Origin of the sequence: Embleya scabrispora (assembly GCF_002024165.1) — a bacterium.
GTDB lineage: Bacteria > Actinomycetota > Actinomycetes > Streptomycetales > Streptomycetaceae > Embleya > Embleya scabrispora_A.
This window is the reverse complement of the sequence record NZ_MWQN01000001.1, coordinates 4,484,071-4,500,659: the sequence shown is the minus strand read 5'-3', so window position 1 is coordinate 4,500,659 and position 16,589 is coordinate 4,484,071. Positions and strand designations below refer to the sequence as shown.

18 protein-coding genes are annotated in these 16,589 nt (G+C 72.9%); 8 read left to right on the top strand and 10 right to left on the bottom strand.

The annotated features are described in order from the left end of the window. Nucleotides 1-55: 55 nt before the first annotated feature. Genes galK through galT form a run of 3 tightly spaced genes read right to left on the bottom strand, consistent with a single transcriptional unit; the run spans nt 56 to nt 3,230 of the window. On the bottom strand, nt 56-1,165 hold the full coding sequence (gene galK, locus B4N89_RS19900) for a galactokinase (RefSeq protein ID WP_078977198.1): 1,110 nt from the start codon (nt 1,163-1,165) through the stop codon (nt 56-58). Beyond that, nucleotides 1,162-2,127: a UDP-glucose 4-epimerase GalE gene (gene galE / locus B4N89_RS19895; RefSeq protein WP_101897129.1), complete on the bottom strand. Its 966-nt coding sequence runs from the start codon at nt 2,125-2,127 to the stop codon at nt 1,162-1,164. The genes galK and galE overlap by 4 nt, the downstream gene beginning before the upstream one ends. Nucleotides 2,128-2,132: 5 nt before the next feature. Continuing rightward, nucleotides 2,133-3,230 carry a galactose-1-phosphate uridylyltransferase gene (gene galT / locus B4N89_RS19890; protein WP_078977196.1) on the bottom strand — a complete coding sequence of 366 codons (1,098 nt, stop codon included), beginning with the start codon at nt 3,228-3,230 and terminating at the stop codon, nt 2,133-2,135. Between the two features lie 136 nt (nt 3,231-3,366). Here galT and B4N89_RS19885 point away from each other — a divergent pair, with 136 nt between their 5' ends. The 3 genes from B4N89_RS19885 (at nt 3,367) to B4N89_RS19870 (ending at nt 5,955) form a co-directional block, all read left to right on the top strand. After that, entirely contained in the window at nt 3,367-4,170 is an 804-nt protein-coding gene (locus B4N89_RS19885; RefSeq protein WP_235618699.1) for a DeoR/GlpR family DNA-binding transcription regulator, read from the top strand. Between the two features lie 180 nt (nt 4,171-4,350). Next, a complete protein-coding gene (locus B4N89_RS19880; RefSeq protein ID WP_078977194.1) occupies nt 4,351-4,704 on the top strand; it encodes a hypothetical protein in 354 nt (117 codons plus the stop codon). Nucleotides 4,705-4,989: 285 nt separating this feature from the next. Next, nucleotides 4,990-5,955, top strand: a complete 966-nt coding sequence (locus tag B4N89_RS19870) for a pirin family protein (RefSeq protein WP_078977192.1) — start codon at nt 4,990-4,992, stop codon at nt 5,953-5,955. Nucleotides 5,956-6,024: 69 nt separating this feature from the next. Here the strand turns inward: B4N89_RS19870 and B4N89_RS19865 are convergent, their stop codons facing one another. Continuing rightward, entirely contained in the window at nt 6,025-6,762 is a 738-nt protein-coding gene (locus B4N89_RS19865; RefSeq protein ID WP_268812518.1) for a Mut7-C RNAse domain-containing protein, read from the bottom strand. A 182-nt stretch (nt 6,763-6,944) separates the two neighbouring features. Between B4N89_RS19865 and rpmG the strand changes: the two genes are divergently transcribed. Next, the gene (rpmG, locus tag B4N89_RS19860; RefSeq protein ID WP_078977190.1) at nt 6,945-7,109 is read left to right on the top strand and encodes a 50S ribosomal protein L33; all 165 of its coding nucleotides are present in this window, start codon (nt 6,945-6,947) and stop codon (nt 7,107-7,109) included. 109 nt (nt 7,110-7,218) lie between these two features. Here the strand turns inward: rpmG and B4N89_RS19855 are convergent, their stop codons facing one another. Genes B4N89_RS19855 through B4N89_RS49845 form a run of 4 tightly spaced genes read right to left on the bottom strand, consistent with a single transcriptional unit; the run spans nt 7,219 to nt 10,478 of the window. Beyond that, on the bottom strand, nt 7,219-8,223 hold the full coding sequence (locus tag B4N89_RS19855; protein WP_078977189.1) for a collagen-like triple helix repeat-containing protein: 1,005 nt from the start codon (nt 8,221-8,223) through the stop codon (nt 7,219-7,221). Next, nucleotides 8,220-8,897 (bottom strand): hypothetical protein, encoded by a 678-nt coding sequence (locus B4N89_RS19850; protein WP_078977188.1) that lies wholly within the window; start codon nt 8,895-8,897, stop codon nt 8,220-8,222. The genes B4N89_RS19855 and B4N89_RS19850 overlap by 4 nt, the downstream gene beginning before the upstream one ends. Then, the gene (locus B4N89_RS19845) at nt 8,879-10,315 is read right to left on the bottom strand and encodes a hypothetical protein (protein WP_078977187.1); all 1,437 of its coding nucleotides are present in this window, start codon (nt 10,313-10,315) and stop codon (nt 8,879-8,881) included. Before B4N89_RS19845 ends, B4N89_RS19850 begins: the two co-directional genes overlap by 19 nt. A gap of 1 nt (nt 10,316) precedes the next feature. Continuing rightward, a complete protein-coding gene (locus B4N89_RS49845; protein WP_161500761.1) occupies nt 10,317-10,478 on the bottom strand; it encodes a hypothetical protein in 162 nt (53 codons plus the stop codon). Nucleotides 10,479-10,722: 244 nt separating this feature from the next. On the opposite strand from B4N89_RS49845, the gene B4N89_RS19840 reads away from it, so the two are divergent. Together B4N89_RS19840 and B4N89_RS19835 are read left to right on the top strand one after the other, a co-directional pair. Beyond that, nucleotides 10,723-11,091 carry a GntR family transcriptional regulator gene (locus tag B4N89_RS19840; protein ID WP_078977186.1) on the top strand — a complete coding sequence of 123 codons (369 nt, stop codon included), beginning with the start codon at nt 10,723-10,725 and terminating at the stop codon, nt 11,089-11,091. Between the two features lie 113 nt (nt 11,092-11,204). After that, nucleotides 11,205-12,362: a DUF5925 domain-containing protein gene (locus B4N89_RS19835; RefSeq protein WP_414646424.1), complete on the top strand. Its 1,158-nt coding sequence runs from the start codon at nt 11,205-11,207 to the stop codon at nt 12,360-12,362. 128 nt (nt 12,363-12,490) lie between these two features. Here the strand turns inward: B4N89_RS19835 and B4N89_RS19830 are convergent, their stop codons facing one another. Beyond that, the gene (locus tag B4N89_RS19830) at nt 12,491-13,282 is read right to left on the bottom strand and encodes an exodeoxyribonuclease III (RefSeq protein ID WP_078977185.1); all 792 of its coding nucleotides are present in this window, start codon (nt 13,280-13,282) and stop codon (nt 12,491-12,493) included. 139 nt (nt 13,283-13,421) lie between these two features. Between B4N89_RS19830 and B4N89_RS19825 the strand changes: the two genes are divergently transcribed. Next, nucleotides 13,422-13,772, top strand: coding sequence for a nucleotide pyrophosphohydrolase (locus B4N89_RS19825; protein WP_078977184.1), 351 nt, complete (start codon nt 13,422-13,424; stop codon nt 13,770-13,772). A 228-nt stretch (nt 13,773-14,000) separates the two neighbouring features. Here the strand turns inward: B4N89_RS19825 and B4N89_RS49840 are convergent, their stop codons facing one another. After that, complete coding sequence (locus B4N89_RS49840) at nt 14,001-14,981, bottom strand: ATP-binding cassette domain-containing protein (RefSeq protein ID WP_078977183.1); 981 nt, start codon at nt 14,979-14,981, stop codon at nt 14,001-14,003. Nucleotides 14,982-15,942: 961 nt separating this feature from the next. Here B4N89_RS49840 and B4N89_RS19815 point away from each other — a divergent pair. Continuing rightward, nucleotides 15,943-16,545 carry a TetR/AcrR family transcriptional regulator gene (locus tag B4N89_RS19815; RefSeq protein WP_078977182.1) on the top strand — a complete coding sequence of 201 codons (603 nt, stop codon included), beginning with the start codon at nt 15,943-15,945 and terminating at the stop codon, nt 16,543-16,545. Nucleotides 16,546-16,589: the final 44 nt, after the last annotated feature.

The window sequence follows — 16,589 nt, the reverse complement described above, 5'->3', positions numbered from 1 at the left end:
ACGGCCGCGGCCGCTCGACCGAGGTCGAGCGGCCGCGCCCCGGTGCACCCGCCGCTCAGCCCTCCCGGCGGGCTCCCGCCGAGGGGACGGCCTGGAAGAAGCGGGGCGGGGTGAAGGAGTGGGCCGCGAAGGCCTTTTCGACCGCCGCCGTCACCGCCTCGCAGCGGGCCTCGTCGACCAGGGCGATCGCCGAGCCGCCGAAGCCGCCGCCGACCAGCCTGGCACCGAGGGCGCCTTCGGCGAGCGCGGTGTCGACCGCCGTGTCCAGTTCGGGGCACGAGATCGTGTAGTCGTCGCGCATCGACGCGTGCGACGCGGTCAACTCCGGGCCGATCGCCCGGACATCGCCGTTGCGCAGGGCGTCGACCACGCGCAGCACGCGCTCGTTCTCGGTGAGTACGTGGCGTACCCGGCGGCGCAGCGGGCCGTCGGGCAGCGCGGCGAGGGCCGCGTCCGGGTCGGCCACCTCGCGCAGCGACGGCACGCCGAGCAGCGCCGCCGCCTCCTCGCACGAGGCGCGGCGCTCCGCGTACCCGCCGTCCACCAGCGCGTGCCGGGCCCGGGTGTCGACGACGAGCAGGCGCAGGCCCGCGCCCGCGCAGTCGAACGGGACGTGAGTGCCCGTCAGGTCACGGCAGTCCAGGAAGTACGCGTGGCCCTCGACGCAGCCGAGCGAGGCCATCTGGTCCAGCATGCCGACCGGTACGCCGACGAAGTCGGTCTCCACGCGCTGCGCGATCCGGGCCGACTCGATGCGGTCCAAGCCCAGTTCGTACAGGTCGCCGAAGGCGAGCACGACCGCGCAGGACAGCGCCGCCGACGAGGACAGGCCCGCGCCCACCGGCACGTCGCTGTCGATCCGGATGTCCGCGCCGCCGATGTCGTACCCGGCCGCCCGCAGCGCCCACACCACGCCCGCCGGATACGCCGCCCACCCGGACAGCGCGCCGGGCGCCAGGTCGGCGGCCGCGAGGTCGACCGATTCGCTCCCGGCGTGCGTGGACGCGAGCCGCAGCCGACCGTCGGTACGCCGGCCGACGAACGCGCGCGCGGTGTGCGGGATGGCGATCGGCAGCACGAACCCGTTGTTGTAGTCGGTGTGTTCGCCGATCACATTGACCCGGCCCGGGGCCGCCCAGACCCCCTCGACGACGAACTCGCTCACCGACCGGCCTCACCCTCGCGCAGGAAGGACCACGCGTCCGCCACGATGTCCTCCAGGGACGTGCGCGAGGGCCGCCAGCCGAGCAGTTCGCGTGCCCGGTCGGCGGAGGCGACCAGTACCGGCGGATCGCCCGCCCGGCGCGGCGCCTCGTGCGTGGGCACCGCGCAGCCGGTGACCGCCCGTACCGCGTCCACCACGTCGCGGACCGAGAAGCCGGTCCCGTTCCCGAGGTTGCACACCAGGTGTCCGGTCGCCGCGCCGCCCTCGGCGGTGGCGTCCAACGCGAGCAGGTGCGCGTCGGCCAGGTCGGCGACGTGGATGTAGTCGCGCACACACGTCCCGTCGGGCGTCGGGTAGTCGGTGCCGTACAGCGCGACCGAGCCGCGGGTGCCGTGCGGAACCTGGAGCGCCAGCGGGATCAGGTGCGTCTCGGTCGTGTGCCGCTCGCCGTAACGCCCGTACGCGCCCGCCACGTTGAAGTAGCGCAGGCTCACCGCCCGCAGGCCGTAGGCGGCGCAGTACGACGCGATCAGCTGATCCACCGCCGCCTTCGAGGCGCCGTAGGGGTTCGTCGGCGCACTCGGCGCGTCCTCGGGAATGGGCGAGACCTCCGGGGCGCCGTAGACCGCCGCGGTGGAGGAGAACACGAAGCGGTCGATCCCGTGCGTGCGCAGCGCGTCGAGCAGCGCGAGCGAGCCGCCGACGTTGTTGTGCCAGTACTTCCCCGGGTGCGTGACCGACTCGCCGACCAGGGACGAGGCGGCGAAGTGCAGCACCGCGTCGAAGGAGGCGTCGAGGTGCCCGGCGGCGTCCTGGACCCGGCCCCGGACGAACTCCGCCTTCTCCGGCACCGCGTCGCGATGCCCCGTGGACAGGTCGTCGAGCACCACCACGTCGTGCCCGGCCTCGACCAGGTGGGCCGCGACCACGCTGCCCACGTAGCCCGCGCCGCCGGTGACCATGAGCCTCATTCGCCGACCTCCCGCAGTCGCGCCGCCGCCGTCTCCGGCGGTACGTCGCTGATGAACACGCCCATCCCCGATTCGCTTCCGGCAAGGTACTTCAGCTTGCCCGGCGCCCGGCGGATCGAGAAAAGCTCCAGGTGCAGCGCGAAGTCGACCCGCCCGGAGCGCACCGGCGCCTGCTGCCAGGCGGCGATGTACGGCGCGGGCTCGCCGTCGAAGAGGCGGTCGAAGCGGCGCAGCAGGTCCAGGTACATCCCGCCGAACGCGGCGCGCGCGTCCTCGTCCAGGGCGAGCAGGTCGGGCACGCGGCGGTTCGGGTACAGGTGCACCTCGTAGGGCCAGCGCGCGGCGGCCGGGACGAATGCCGTCCAGTGCGCGTTCTCCGCGACGATCCGGGCCCCGTCGGCGCGCTCGGCGGCGACCACGTCCTCGAAGAGGTTGCGTCCGGTGCGGTGCCGGTGGGCGGCGGTGGAGGCGATCATGGCGGCCGTACGCGGGGTGACGAACGGGTAGGCGTAGATCTGCCCGTGCGAGTGCGGCAGCGTCACGCCGATCTCCCGGCCCCGGTTCTCGAAGCAGTACACCTGCTCCACGCCGGGCAGCGCGGACAACTCGGCGGTGCGGTCGGTCCACGCGTCGAGCACCAGGCGGGCCCGCTCGGGGGTGAGGTCCTTGAACGAGGCGTCGTGTTCGGGGGTGAAGCACATCACCTCGCAGCGCCCGCCGGACGGCCGGCGCGGGAACGGGTCGTCGGCCCATCCGGGTGCGAGCGGTTCCCGGTCGGAGGCGCCGCCGCCGGACATCGACGGGAAGCGATTCTCGAAGACCACGACCTCGTAGTCGGCCTCGGGCACCTCGGTGGCCCGCTCGGGCGTGGACGGGCACAGCGGACACGCGTCGGCGGCGGGCAGGTGGGTCCGGGTCTGCCGGTGCGAGGCGACCACGACCCACTCGTCGAGGAGTCGGTCGTAGCGCATCTCGGAGCCGCTGACCACGGGGGCGAGGTCGCGCGTGTCGACGGCGGCGCGCACCCCCTCGTCCCGCGAGTCGTAGTAGACGATCTCGCGACCGTCGGCCAGGACGGCCTGCGTCTTCTTCATGTCTTTCATTTTGCGAAGCTTTCCAAATCTTGTCAATCAGAAAGCTTTGGTAGGTATGAAGCTTGCCAACGAAGGGCTGGACCCGTCCCCACCTGCGGTTTGACAAGTTTCGGAAGGTGTCCGCAAGATGCTGCCCATGCCTGACGACGACACCGACGGTCTGCCCGCCGAAGGCCGCCGTGCCCGGATGGCCGCCACGATCGCGGATCGCGGCTTCGCCAAGGTCACCGACCTGGCCGAGGCGTTCGGCATCTCACGCGTCACGGTCCGCGCCGACCTGGAGGTACTGGAGCGGCAGGGTCGGGTGCGCCGGGTCCGCGGCGGGGCGATGTTCACCGGTCGCGATCCGCGCGTCGAGCCGTCCTTCGAGGAGGCGCTGACCTCGGCCTCGCCCGCGAAGACGCTGATCGGACGGGCCGCGGCGGCGCTGGTGTCGCCGTCGGAGAGCGTGGTCCTGGACGTCGGCACCACCACCACCTTCGTGGCGCGCGCCCTGGTGGACCGCGAGGACCTGCGCGACCTGGTGGTCTTCACCAACGGGCTGACCATCGCGCTGGAGTTGGAGCGGGCGATCCCGCGGTTCTCCGTCGTGGTCACCGGCGGCACGCTGCGACCGCTCCAGCACTCGCTGATCAACCCGCTCGGCGGCCACATCCTGGAGCGGATCCACGCCGACACGGTCTTCCTCGGCTGCAACGGCGTGCACCCGACGGGCGGCATCACCAACGTGAACCTGCCCGAAGCCGAGGCGAAACGTGCGATGTTGCGAGCGGCCGGGCGCCGGGTCGTGGTCGCCGACGGCTCGAAGCTCGGCCGGACCGAACTCGCCGAGGTGTGCCCGCTGGCGGACATCGACCTGCTGATCACGAGCGGCCCGGCGGATCCGGACGCACTCGACGCGCTGCGGGACGCGGGGCTGGAGATCCTGGTGGCGGAGTAGGGGGCGGGTGCGGCGCTTCGGCGAACGCGGCGGGTGCGGCGCTTCGGCAACTCGCTTCCGTGACGGGCGTTTTCCCTCTCGGCCCTCGCCCGTACGGCCGATGTGTCGTCCGTGCGGCCCTCGCCGAAGTGAGTACCTGTACGGATGTCCGGCCCGACCCCGCCACCTAGCGTGAGCCGCATGACCTACACGCCTCCCACCCCCGACGCCGGCGAGCACGGATTCGCTCGCGCGATGACGTTCGTCGGTGGCCTGTTCGCGTTCGTCGTGGTCGCGATGACCGACCTGTTCGTGCTGCTCGGACTCGGCGGCGGCACCGAATCCTGCGCCGACCAGGCCTGCCGCGACTGGTACGACACCAGGCTGCCCTGGGTCTTCGGCATGTTCGTACTGTCCTTCATCGTCGCCTTCCTCGCCCTGGTCCTCCCACCCCACCCCCGCCGCCGCTACGCGGTGGGAATCCCGGTGGCCCTGCTGGCCGTCACCCTCCAGGCCACCGGCTTCCTCCTCTGCCAAAACGGCCCGGCCGCCTGACGATCCCCGCGGCTTCGGTAGGCCGGGTCGGCGCGGAGGGCTCGGGCCGCGGTGGGCGGGTTACCCGTGTACATGTTGCCGATTGCCAGGTGGTCGGCCGGCGTGAAATCGGCGGGGAGGCGGTTCCACGCGCGGGCCCGGGCATATCACGGAGCCGGGTGCCCGATGAGGGCCTTCGGGCCGCGAAGATCGCCAAGGCCGCCGGATCATCCGTTTCCCGCCGGCCCCGGACCGTACGGTTGCCCGCGCGCCCCGCGCCCTCGCTCCGCCGCGTACCGTGACGGCATGAGCAACCTCGATACCCGACCGACCCTGACCACGTGCGGTGGCCGGGCCGACGTGTCGGGCGAACCCGTGCGCGAGCTGCTGAAGTCGCGCGATGTACTGCTGGGCGAGAGCCACATGGTCCGTCGGCTGCTGCCCAGCCTGGGTCGGCGGATGATCGGCGCCTGGTGCTTCGTGGACCACTACGGGCCGGACGACATCGCCGATCGGCCCGGCATGCAGGTTCCGCCGCACCCGCACCTGGGCCTGCAGACGGTGAGCTGGCTGCGCGAGGGCACCGTGCTGCACCGGGACAGCCTGGGCAGTCTGGCCACCGTGCGGCCCGGCGAACTGGGGCTGATGACGTCCGGGCGGGCCATCTCGCACTCCGAGGAGTCGCCGAAGGAGCACGCCCGGCTGCTGCACGGGGCGCAGCTGTGGGTCGCGCTGCCGAACGAGCACCGGCATGTGGACCCGCACTTCGAGCACCACACCGAACTCCCGATCGTCACCGGCGGCGGCCTGACCGCCACGGTGATCATGGGTACGCTCGACGGCGCGACCTCACCGGGCACCGCGTACACCCCGCTGGTCGGCGCGGATCTGACCCTGGCCCCGGGCACCGACGTAAGGCCGCCGCTGGAGCCGGACTTCGAGTACGCGGTGATGTCGATGTCGGGCGAGGCCGAGGTGGACGGCGTGCCGCTGACCCGAGGCGGGCTGCTGTACCTCGGTTGCGGCCGGACCTCGTTGTCCGTACGGTCCGCCGACGGCGCGGACCTGATGCTCATCGGCGGCGAGCCGTTCGCCGAGGAGATCGTGATGTGGTGGAACTTCGTGGCGCGGACCGGCGAGGAGATCGCGACCGCGCGCACGGCTTGGGAGGACGGGTCGGACTTCGGCACCGTCACCGGCTACGCGGCGCCCCGAATGACCGCACCGGAGCTGCCGGCGGTCCCGCTGCGGGCCCGGGGCCGCGTGCGTTAGTGGCCCCGTCCGCCGACCGGGCCGCCGCGTGCGGCCCGGTCGGCGACCCCGGTGCCACGCCGCGCGGACTCAGCGGATGCCCGCCGCCGTCCGCCGCGCCGCCTCCACGATCTCGTCCAGGTGGCCGCCGTGCGCCCCGTGCCAGTACACCCGGTCGCAGGCCCGGCACCGGGCGAACGCGTCCACCCTGTCCAGCGTGCCCGCCTCGACCTCGGACTCGACCTCCTCGCGGGTGGCCGCACGCAGCTCGCCGTTGCACGCCGTACAGCGCGTCCAGGGCGCGAGCGGCAGCGCGAACCGGCGGAGCAGGTCGTCGAGTTGGGCGTCGGCGCGGATCCCGTACACGTACGCCCCGAACCACAGGTTCTTGCGCCGCAGCAGCCCCCGGTCCTGGGTGAGCAGCACCCGGCGTTCGGCGTTGGCCTGGATCACCAGGGTCGGGTCGTCGCAGTCGTTGTGATACGCGGTGTCGATCCCGACCAGCCGCATCCGGCGGGCCAGCGCGCCCAGGTGCACGTCGAGCAGGAAGCGCGGTGCCGCGTCGGCGAACTCCGGAATCGCCTGCGGGCGCCGGATCGGCAGCACGTCGACCACCTCGCCGCCCACCGGTCGATATCCCGACGCCACCTCGCGGCCGTCGACGAGCAGTCCGCCCACCTCGGGCAGCGGCGGGCCGACCGATTCGACCAGGTGTCCGAGCGTCGAATCCCCGTCGGCGGGGGCGGTCACCGGCAGCCCGCGCAGGCGCGGCGGCAGGAACTGTTGCAGTTCGGCGGGGATCTGAAGCAGCACGTCCGATCGGTTCACCGGGCAAGCATCGCACCGGCGACACCCGGCGCGCCCGTGGTTTCCGAACCCCCCGCCGCACCCGTCCGCCGGGGCGCGCCCGGCGCCCTCTCGCTCCCGCGAATGGCGTCGTGGAATAACGGGGTGCCCATCCGCCTTGAAGCACCCGTCGGGACAGACTTCGAAAACTCCGGGAGGCGTCCATGGCTCGCAGTGAGCTTCGTCCGATCGTAAAGCTTCGGTCCACCGCCGGGACCGGATTCACCTACGTGACCCGAAAGAACCGGCGCAACGATCCGGACCGGATGACGCTGCGCAAGTACGACCCGGCCGCCGGAAAGCACGTGCTGTTCCGCGAAGAGCGATAGGCAACCGGAAGCGGACACGCAACCGTAGGCAGCCGGAAGCACTCGGATTTCGGGCCGAAATCGAAAGGGCCACCCGCTCGCATCGAGCGGGTGGCCCTTTCGCCGCCCCCTACGCCGACGACTCGCCCGCCTCGTCCGCCCACGCGTCGTCGCCCACCAGGTCGTGCCACCAGCCGAGTTCGCGCAGCACCGCCATCCCGCGCGGCCCGGACGCGGCCAGGCCGGATACCAGCGCCTTGCGCAGCTGATTCCGCTCGAAGTCGTCGGCGTCCCCGAGCAGCGCGAGCAGTTCCCCGGCCGGCGTGCCGGGCGCGACCGAAGCGGCAGGCGTACCAGCCGCACCGGGCACACCGGGTGCACCGGGTGCACCATCGACGCCCCGCGTCATTCCCCGGTCGTCCAAGTGATCCACCACGGCCTTGATCTGATCGGGAAATCGGGTCAACCAGTAGGCGATCAGCGCCTCCGGTCCCTCCCGAATCAGCCCCCGGTGAAACTCCATCCGCATCAGGGTCAGCCGCTGCCGCTCCTTTTCCAGCGGAATCGCCGCCCGCGCCCGGTCCAACTCCCCGCGATCATCGGCCGATATCGGCTCCGCACGCAGAAACGCCCCCACCAGGCGATAACCGAGCCCGTATTCCGCGAGCACGATCGTGTCCGACAACGCGATATCGAGCGCACGCTGCAACCGTCCGTCGTCGACATCGGCGGCACCATCCGCGCCACCGGCACCATCCGCACCCCCCGCACCCGCCAACACCGCACGCATCCGGTTGGCCACATCGCGATAGACGAAGGCCGCGGCGTCCACCGCCCGATGCCGGGCGACCACCCTCGGATCGTGCACCCACCACCGCAGCTGCACCTCGACCCGGCCGGACCGTTCCCCCGCCGCGTCGACCCGCACCTCGAACGTACGCACCTCGGCGAACTCGCGGACGGTGACCCACCACAGCTCGCCCGCCCCGCGGATCTCCGCGAAGGTCGGCATCGGCCCCGCGCTCGACGGCACCGCGAGCACCCGCCGCGCACGCCGGCCCAGGCGGTACCGCAGGTAGGCGACCAGGCGCGATCCGCCGACGGGGCGGACCAGGGACAGGGGTTCGTCGATCATGCGCCGGCACCCTCGTTCGGCCCGAGGATCGGCGCCTCGAACGCCCGGATCGCCGGTTCGAGCACCCCGATGTCGATCACCTCGCCGTTCGGCAGCCCCTCGTAGGCGAGCCGGGTCAGGTCGAAGGCGAGTCGTTCCAGCCCGTGGTCGCGCCCCGGACCGAACAGCCGCGTCAGGCCCTCCCGCAGCGCCGAGGCGCGGGTCGGATCACCCGCACCGGCCCCGAGCAGTCGGGTGAACAGCCGCGCCACGACGGCATATCCGTCCCGATCGGTGACCGCGTTCCGGACCACCGCCAGGAACCGGTCGTCGGCCGGCGACCCGCCGGCCCCCTCGTCGAGCACGAGGTGTGCGGCCAACTCGGCCGCGGCGGCGGCCTCTTCCCAGTCCTCCACCCGCTCCAGGACCGATTCGGCGCGGATGCCCTCCCGACACAGCGTCGCGATACCGTCCCGGGCCGCCTCCGCCACCGCACGATCCCCGGTCCGGGCCAGGCGCAGCAGGCCGGTCAGCGTCGGGCCGGGATAGACGGAGGCGAGACCGGGGTAGGCGCGGGCGGCCATCAGGCGCAGCCCCGGGTGGGTGGTGTCCCGGCTCCACGCCTCCACCAGGTGCCGTACCTGCGTGGCCACCACCGCGTCCTGGGCCGCCGCCCTCAGCGCCGGGACCGCCATGGCGCGCCGCGCACCACCGGCCGCGGCCCACCGGTGGATCGGGCCCAGCGGCCGATGCCCCCGCCCCCGGCCATGAACGCGCCCGCGGCCCGGGCCGCGACCCGGTGGACGTCGGCCGGCCGGCGGGGGGTCGCGGCCAACCACTCGACCAGCGGGTCGCGCAGATCGGGGTAGACGTCCCAGACGTGCTCGCGGACCGACGCCGCCCAGCGCGGCCGGTTGAAGCGCACCACGTCCAGCCGGTAGCGGGCCCCGTCCCGGGTGGCGTCGGCGGCGACCGCGGTCGCGTCGATCAGGTCCAGGCGCGCGGACCGGGGCTGCGGCGGCCACCCGTCGGCCGACGCGCCGGCCGAGGCCGGCAGGTGCTCGGCGAGCATCGCGCGCAGCGCCGCGGCCCGCTCGGCGACGATGCCGTAGTCGTGCCCCTCGAACACCGCGGCGGCGATCATCAGCGCCCAGTCGGCACAGGCCGGATGGGCCCGCAGCCAGCCGGCCACCGCCGCGTGCTCACGATCGCGCAGCGCGTTCAGCACCTGGGTCCTGGGAAACCCGCCGTCGGCGAAGCCGGCCAGCTCGGCGGCGATCCTCGCGGCCCGTGCGGGCCGGCCGCCGTCGGCGCGCACCAGTTCGGCGATGTCCTCGTCCACCAGGTCCAGGTGCCGGCGCTGCCAGCCCGGACCCAGGCGGTCGGTGAGGTGGCTGTGCAGCACCTGGACCGGATCGGGTCGGGCGCACGGTACGTGCCAGGGCGCCCACACGCCGAGCATCGGTGCGCCGACGACCGCCGTGGCGACCAGGACGCTGCCGCGCTCGACCAGGCGGCGGCGCAGCAGTTCCAGGTCGCCGCGGGTGTAGCCGGCGAGCGCGTCGGCGCCGACGGAGTCGACCACGTAACCCCGACCGCGCTGGATCCGACGGGTGGTCAGGTCTTCGTCGGGATCGAGCGCGATCACGCTCTCCACGTGCTGATCCTGCATCAGATGCAGGGCCAGCGTGCGTTTTCCGGACCGGGCCTCGCCGGTGAGCAGGATCAACTGCCGGGACATCATGCCCTGGGCGCGCAAGTAGCCCTTGGGCGGCACGAACGTACGCCGGACCAGGTCGCTCTCCTCCGCCCAGATCGGTCCCTCACGGGCCTGGCGCGGCCGATGCGGCGCGGCCGGGGGCGAGCCCGCGCCGAAGTGGTGCCGGCCGGTTCCGTCGTGGGTGACGATCACCGTCGCGGCCGACTCCGCGGGCCCGAACTCCTCGTCGGGCCAAGCCTCGCCGGCCCACGCCCCGTCGGCCGGTCCGGGGACGGTCGGCGACACCGGCGTGCGGGCCCCGCCGCCGGGTTCGCGCGGTGCGTCGACGTCCTCGGAGGCGAACGGATCGAGCGAGTCGACCGGGTCGAGCGGTCGCTCCTCGGGGTGGGTCATCTCAGACGCCCCGGGCCGGGGCGGCGACGTGCGGATCGTCGTCCGGATCCCGGTCGTCGCGGGCCGAGTGCGGGGCCACCGCGGACGCGGGCGCGCGCCGGTGGGAGTCGAGCGGCTCGGCGTCCACGGCGGACGACGACCGGATCGGCGGCAGGTCGGACACGGATTCCCCCTTCGGTGAGCGTGTGGCCACGCTGGGTTCGTCGGGTCCACCGTGCCGCAGCCGCGGCGTTCTCGCGGGCTCCGTTCGAATTCGGCACGACGGTTCATGGCATCGCGACCGAGCAATTCGCCATCTTCACTGACGAATCCCCACCGGCGGGGAAGCCCCGTCCCTCACCGCCCGCCACCGCCGAATCGCACCCGGTTGCCCGGCCCGCGACCCCGGCGGGTCTAGGCTCGCCCGCATGGTGATCACCATCGATCCGGCCTCGTCCGTCGCACCGTTCGAGCAGATTCGGGGGCAGCTCGCCGATCAGGCCCGGGCCGGCACGCTGCCCGCCGGCACCAGACTGCCGACCGTACGCGGGTTGGCCGGCGAACTCGGCCTGGCACCCAACACGGTCGCGCGCGCCTATCGCGAGTTGGAGGCGGACGGCGTGATCGAGACCCGGGGCCGCTCGGGCAGCTTCGTCGCCGCGGTCGGGGACCACGCCCACCGGGCGGCGAGCGAGGCCGCGCTCGAATACGCGCACCGCGCACACCGGCTCGGCCTGACCCGCGACGAGGCGATCGGCGCCGCACTGGGCGCGGTCGAGGCGGCCTATCCGCGCTGAGGCGTGCCCCCGATCCCCCGGCGGGGCTCCCGAGCCCTTGTCCGGCCCGGAAACCGCTATGTGTAAACCCCTGTACGGACGGCCCGGGGCACCGGATCATCGAAATCATGTCGATGCCTCGCCAGACGCCCCGCCCACCGGATGGGGCGCCGAATTCAGCCGGTGACGACCCATCAACGCTGTTGCCCTTCGTGTTCGGACTCGACGACGCGGACACCCCGTACGACGCCGTGGACGGACTCGCCCTCGCCGCCTTCCTGACCGGCGCCCAGCCCTGGGCCAGGACCACCCGCCTGGATCGGGTCAAGCCCGGCGCCCGACTCGTCCCGCGCGGCGCCAGAGTGGTCCGCGCCGTGGAGGAGGACGACCGTTCCTCCCAACTCGCCGTCGGCGACGGCTGGACCCTGCGGTCGGTGCGCTGGCGCAGCGGCGGCGGCGAGGTGACCGTGACCGCCGTCGACGAGAAGGTCGGCCGCGCGGTGTTGAAGAAGGCGGTCAAGGGCGCGGCGGCCGACCCGCCGCCCAAGGACGAGGCCGTGGCGATGGGCTTTTGGTACTTCTCCGCCCGGCGCGGCCCGTACCGCACCACCCGGGCGATCACCGCCGCGCCCTGGGAGGACATCCGCCGCAACTACACGGGGCCCACCGCCGGCGCGTTCGACCGGCTGATGAAGGTCACGCCCGACGACGTGTCGGGGCGGTTGATCCTGCTGCACGGGCCGCCCGGCACCGGCAAGACCACGGCGCTGCGCGCGCTGGCCCGCGCGTGGCAGGACTGGTGTCGGATGGACTGCGTCCTGGACCCCGAGGCGCTGTTCGGCGACACCGGCTACCTGATGGACGTCGCGATCGGGCGCGGCGACGAGGACGAGGAGTCGCACGACAAGTCGAAGAAGCAGAAGTGGCGGCTGCTGGTCCTGGAGGACTGCGACGAGTTGATCCGGGGCGAGGCCAAACGCTCGGCGGGTCAGGCGCTGTCCCGGCTGCTCAACCTCACCGACGGCCTGCTCGGCCAGGGGCGCAACGTGATGGTCGCGATCACCACCAACGAGAGCCTGGGCCGGCTGCACCCGGCGGTGGTCCGCCCCGGTCGTTGTCTGGCCCAGATCGACGTCGGCCCGCTGGAATTCGCCGAGGCGCGCGAATGGCTGGGCACCGCCGACGGCATCGGTACACACGCGACGCTGGCCGAGTTGTACGCGCTGCGCAACGGGGCGGCGCCGGTGGAGATCGAACGGCCCCGGCACGGGGGCGAAGGGCTGTATCTGTAGCGCCGCACACGGTCCCCGAGCCGGTCGGTCGGCTCGGGGACCGCGTGTGAGGAGGGCCGTGCGAAGAAGGCCGTACAAGAAGGCCGTGCGAGGAGGGCCGGCGCGGAGGCCCGTGCGGGGGCGACCGGCTACACGTCGAGGTCCACCACGACCGGTGCGTGGTCGCTGGTGCCCTTGCCCTTGCGGGCCTCGCGGTCGACGTACGAGTCGGAGACCGCGGCGGCGAACGGCGCGTTGCCGTAGACGAGGTCGATCCGCATGCCCTTGTTCTTCGGGAACCCCAGCTCGCGGTAGTCCCAGTAGGTGAACGGCACGTCGTACTTGAGCGCCCGGGGCATCACCTCGCGCAGCCCCACACCCTCCAGCGCGGTGACCGCGTCCCGCTCCGCCTGCGTCACGTGCGTCGAGTTCTCGCCGAACAGCGAGATGTCCCAGACGTCCTTGTCGGTGGGCGCGACGTTGAAGTCGCCGAGCACGGCGAACGGCCGCGGGCCGGCCGCGTCGGCGGCGACCGCGGCACGCAGCGCGCCCAGCCATTCCAGCTTGTAGGCGTAGTGCGGGTTGTCCACCTCGCGGCCGTTGGGCACGTACACCGACCAGAGCCGCACGCCGCCGCACGTCGCGGAGATCGCCCGGGCCTCGTGCGGGCCGTCGGCCTCGGGGAAGCCCGGGCCCGGCGTCAGGCCGACGGTGACGTCGTCGAGGCCGACCTTCGACAGGATCGCGACGCCGTTCCAGCGCCCGCCCGCGTTGACGGCCGAGGTGTAGCCGGCCTCCTCAAGCTCCTTCAGCGGATACGCCTCGGGGGTGGACTTCAGCTCCTGCAGGCACACCGCGTCGGGTGCGGCCCGCTCCAGCCACTCGAGCAGCTTGGGCAGCCGGGCCCCGATCGAGTTGATGTTCCAGGTGGCGACCCTCATGTGAACGTGAACCTTCCAGGGCGGACGACGGCGATCGGGGCCGCCCGGACGAGTCCGGGCCTGCCCTCGGCCATTGTCCCTCGCCGGGGTGACAGGGCCGGGCCGCCCGCGGCGCGGCCGGTGCGGTAGGCATGGGGATATGGACACCACTCCCCCGGCCGGCTCCGACCTTGCCGAACTGACCGCCGCGATCGCCGCGTTCTCCGCCGAGCGGCACTGGCAGCCCTTCCACACCCCGAAGAACCTGGTGATGGCGCTCAGCGTGGAGGCCTCGGAACTGGTGGAGATCTTCCAGTGGCTGACCCCCGAACAGGCCGACGACGTGATGTCGGATCCGGACCGGGGCGAACACGTCCGCGAGGAGATCGCCGACGTCCTGTCCTATCTGCTGAGCCTGGCGAACCGCCTCGGCATCGACCCGGCCCAGGCCCTGCGCGACAAGATGGTGAAGAACGCGATCAAGTATCCGGCGGGCGCGCCGGGCCTTTAGGGCGTCGCCCCAAAGGCCCCGTCCGGCGGATCCCGGTGGATCGGCCCCCGGGCGGCAGCCTGCGCGCGAGGGGGTGAAACCGCCGGCCCGGGGAGCGTTTCGGGCCGGCGGGGGATTGTGGTGGGCGGGTCGCCGGGGTCGCCGGACGAGCCGGTGACCCCGGGTCGGGCGCCCCCGAACGCGCCCGCCGACCCCGCCCCGGGAACGGTGGACCGTCGACGCCGGGGCTCAGGCGTCGTACCCGGCCCCCGCCCCCAGGCAGGCGTCCATCGCGCGACGATTGCGTCGGATCTCGGCCGGCGTGCCCTCCGCAACCACGCGGCCGGAGTCCAGGACGGTGACGCGATCGCACAGCGCCTCGATGAACTCGATCCTTCGATCCACCACGATCAGGCCCACGCCGTCCGCCGCGACCCCCCGCAGCAGTACCAGCAGCGCGTCCGTCTCGCGTGCGCTCAGCCCCGCGCTCGGCTCGTCCAGCATCAGCACCCGGGGCACCGCCGCGATGCTCCGGGCGATGTCGAGCAGCCGACGCTCCCCGTACGTCAGCACGTCCGCGCCCCGCTGCGGCCGTCCCCCCGGCCCGACCCGGTCCGTCCCGATGCCCCGTTCCAGGTCCACCCGCGCCAGCAGCGGGTGCAACAACCACGCGGCGAGCAGACCCCGGTGTCGGGTGTCGGAGCGGGTGAGCACGAAGTTGTCCGCGCCGGAGAGCGCGCGAACCGGTTGCGGGGTCTGGAACATCCGGACCAGACCGGCGCGGCGCGAGCGTTCGGGGCTGCCCAGCCGCACCGGGAGGCCGTCCACGAACAGCGCGCCGGTGGCCGGCACCACCCCGGTGAGCGCGTTCAGCAGCGTGGTCTTGCCGCTGCCGGCGGGACCGACCACGCCGACCACCTCACCGCGCTCGACCCACATGGACACCCCGTCCACGGCGGGCACCCCGGCGAACTCCACCCGCAGGTCCCGGGCCCGCAGCACGGGTCGCCGGACCCGATCGACGCCGATCGCCGGAATCGGTTCGGGTCCCGAGGCGAACAGCGGTACGGGATCCGGGATCTCGCCGTCGGCCGGCGAGCGCAGCGCCCGAACCCGGCCCCGGGCCGACCGCGCCCGCCGAGCACATCCCGGGCCCGAGCCGAGGCGCGTCGGTCTACGCGCCTCGGCATCGGGCCCTCGCCACGGGCGGCGCGCGGGATCGAACGCCATACCTGACACGGCGTCACCCCCCACCCGCGCACCACCCGTATCGGAAGCCGCACCCGAGCTCGGGTCGACGGTCGAACAGGGCTCCCCCGCCCCGTCCGGCCCCGACCCGGGGACACCCGGGACGGCTCCCGCGCCCCGGCCGGGGTACGCCGACTCCCCTCCTGGCTCGGCGTCACCTCCCGGCCACGGCACGTATTCGGTACCGGTTTCATACCTACCGGCTCCATGCACCCCGCTCGGGCGCGGCACGATCGCCGACAGCCGTGTGGGGTACGGGAGTACGCCCACCTGCCTCGGTAACCGGTCTGCTTCGAACGGGAGTTGGCTCGCCCGCGCCGCGACACGGCCGGACGCCGCGCCCGCGAGATCGCCGAACTCGCCCACGGCCACGACCGTTCGGCCGGACTCGCCGGCGCGGGACGGCGCTACTGAGGTGCCCATGGTCAGGACGCACCCGTGCGGGGTGCGGGAACGGGACGGGAGTCGCCGATCCAACCGGCCCAGCCGGTGGCCACCAGCTCGGTCTGCGCGGGTATGCCGCCGCCGTCCGCCGAGGACGATCCCCAGGCCGGACCCGGACGTGGTGTCACCGCTCGCGTCGAGTCTGTGCCGCGGGCCGGTGGTGCGACTTGGGTTGCGATGTGTGCTCTGTGCGGTGCCGTCGTACGAGCCATGGGAGCCAACGCCTCTCGCGTCGTCTCCCCGCCCGGCCATCCCCCACGGACTCCCGGATGCGGCACAAGCTAGACCGCAACCCCCGCGCCCCGCAAGGCCCTTGACAGGCAATCGGGATCTGGCGTAGAAGGTTCAGCACAATCTAACAAATGTTAGATAGGTAGTTCGGATCTCCCTGAAGGCATCCCCCACTGAATCAACGGCAACCGCTCCACCTGCGGTTAGGCTGCACGGCACCTGGCAGTACGCGGCAGCAGTCAACCCGCCGGACCGAGAACGGGCGCTCATGGCACGCAGGAAGACGGAACCCGAAGCACTTCCGCGCCGGGAGGTGATCCTGTCCGAGGCCGCCGCACTGTTCGCCCGCAAGGGCGTCGTCGCGTCAACGGTTCGTGAGATAGCCGACGCGTCGGGCATTCTCGCGGGCAGCATCTACCACTGGTTCGGTTCGAAAGAGGACTTGATCGACGAGATCCTCACCGCCGCGATGCGCGACCTCGCGGCGTGGTACGACGAGGCGTTCGCCGACGCGCGCACCTCGTCCGACCGGCTGCGCGGACTCGTGCACGCCGCGTTCCGCACCATCGAGCACCACCCCGACGCGGCCGTGATGTACGTCCGCGACTACGCGTACCTGGCCACGCTGCCACGCTTCGCGCATTTGGCGGCGGACGGCATGCGGGTCCGCGATCTGTGGCTGAACACCCTTCAGGAGGGCATCGATTCCGGGGAGTTCCGCGCGGACCTGGACCCGGAGCTGGCCTACCGCTACCTCGCCTACCCGCTGTGGCTCACGGCCGGGTGGAAGTCGACCATCGATCGGACCCTGTCCGAACTGGAAACCCAATTCACGGCGCTGGTGCTCGAAGGCGTCACCCCGAGGAACTGACGAAGCGTCCCGGTCACCGACCGCGCCGGCGCCGGTGAGGTGTC

Coding starts and splice junctions, on each gene's coding strand:
- galE (WP_101897129.1), bottom strand. CDS start 2,127: ATGGTCACCGGCGGCGCGGGCTACGTGGGCAGCGTGGTCGCGGCCCAC.
- galT (WP_078977196.1), bottom strand. CDS start 3,230: ATGAAGAAGACGCAGGCCGTCCTGGCCGACGGTCGCGAGATCGTCTAC.
- B4N89_RS19885 (WP_235618699.1), top strand. CDS start 3,367: ATGCCTGACGACGACACCGACGGTCTGCCCGCCGAAGGCCGCCGTGCC.
- B4N89_RS19880 (WP_078977194.1), top strand. CDS start 4,351: ATGACCTACACGCCTCCCACCCCCGACGCCGGCGAGCACGGATTCGCT.
- B4N89_RS19870 (WP_078977192.1), top strand. CDS start 4,990: ATGAGCAACCTCGATACCCGACCGACCCTGACCACGTGCGGTGGCCGG.
- rpmG (WP_078977190.1), top strand. CDS start 6,945: ATGGCTCGCAGTGAGCTTCGTCCGATCGTAAAGCTTCGGTCCACCGCC.
- B4N89_RS19855 (WP_078977189.1), bottom strand. CDS start 8,223: ATGATCGACGAACCCCTGTCCCTGGTCCGCCCCGTCGGCGGATCGCGC.
- B4N89_RS19850 (WP_078977188.1), bottom strand. CDS start 8,897: ATGGCGGTCCCGGCGCTGAGGGCGGCGGCCCAGGACGCGGTGGTGGCC.
- B4N89_RS19845 (WP_078977187.1), bottom strand. CDS start 10,315: ATGACCCACCCCGAGGAGCGACCGCTCGACCCGGTCGACTCGCTCGAT.
- B4N89_RS19840 (WP_078977186.1), top strand. CDS start 10,723: ATGGTGATCACCATCGATCCGGCCTCGTCCGTCGCACCGTTCGAGCAG.
- B4N89_RS19835 (WP_414646424.1), top strand. CDS start 11,205: ATGCCTCGCCAGACGCCCCGCCCACCGGATGGGGCGCCGAATTCAGCC.
- B4N89_RS19830 (WP_078977185.1), bottom strand. CDS start 13,282: ATGAGGGTCGCCACCTGGAACATCAACTCGATCGGGGCCCGGCTGCCC.
- B4N89_RS19825 (WP_078977184.1), top strand. CDS start 13,422: ATGGACACCACTCCCCCGGCCGGCTCCGACCTTGCCGAACTGACCGCC.
- B4N89_RS49840 (WP_078977183.1), bottom strand. CDS start 14,981: ATGGCGTTCGATCCCGCGCGCCGCCCGTGGCGAGGGCCCGATGCCGAG.
- B4N89_RS19815 (WP_078977182.1), top strand. CDS start 15,943: ATGGCACGCAGGAAGACGGAACCCGAAGCACTTCCGCGCCGGGAGGTG.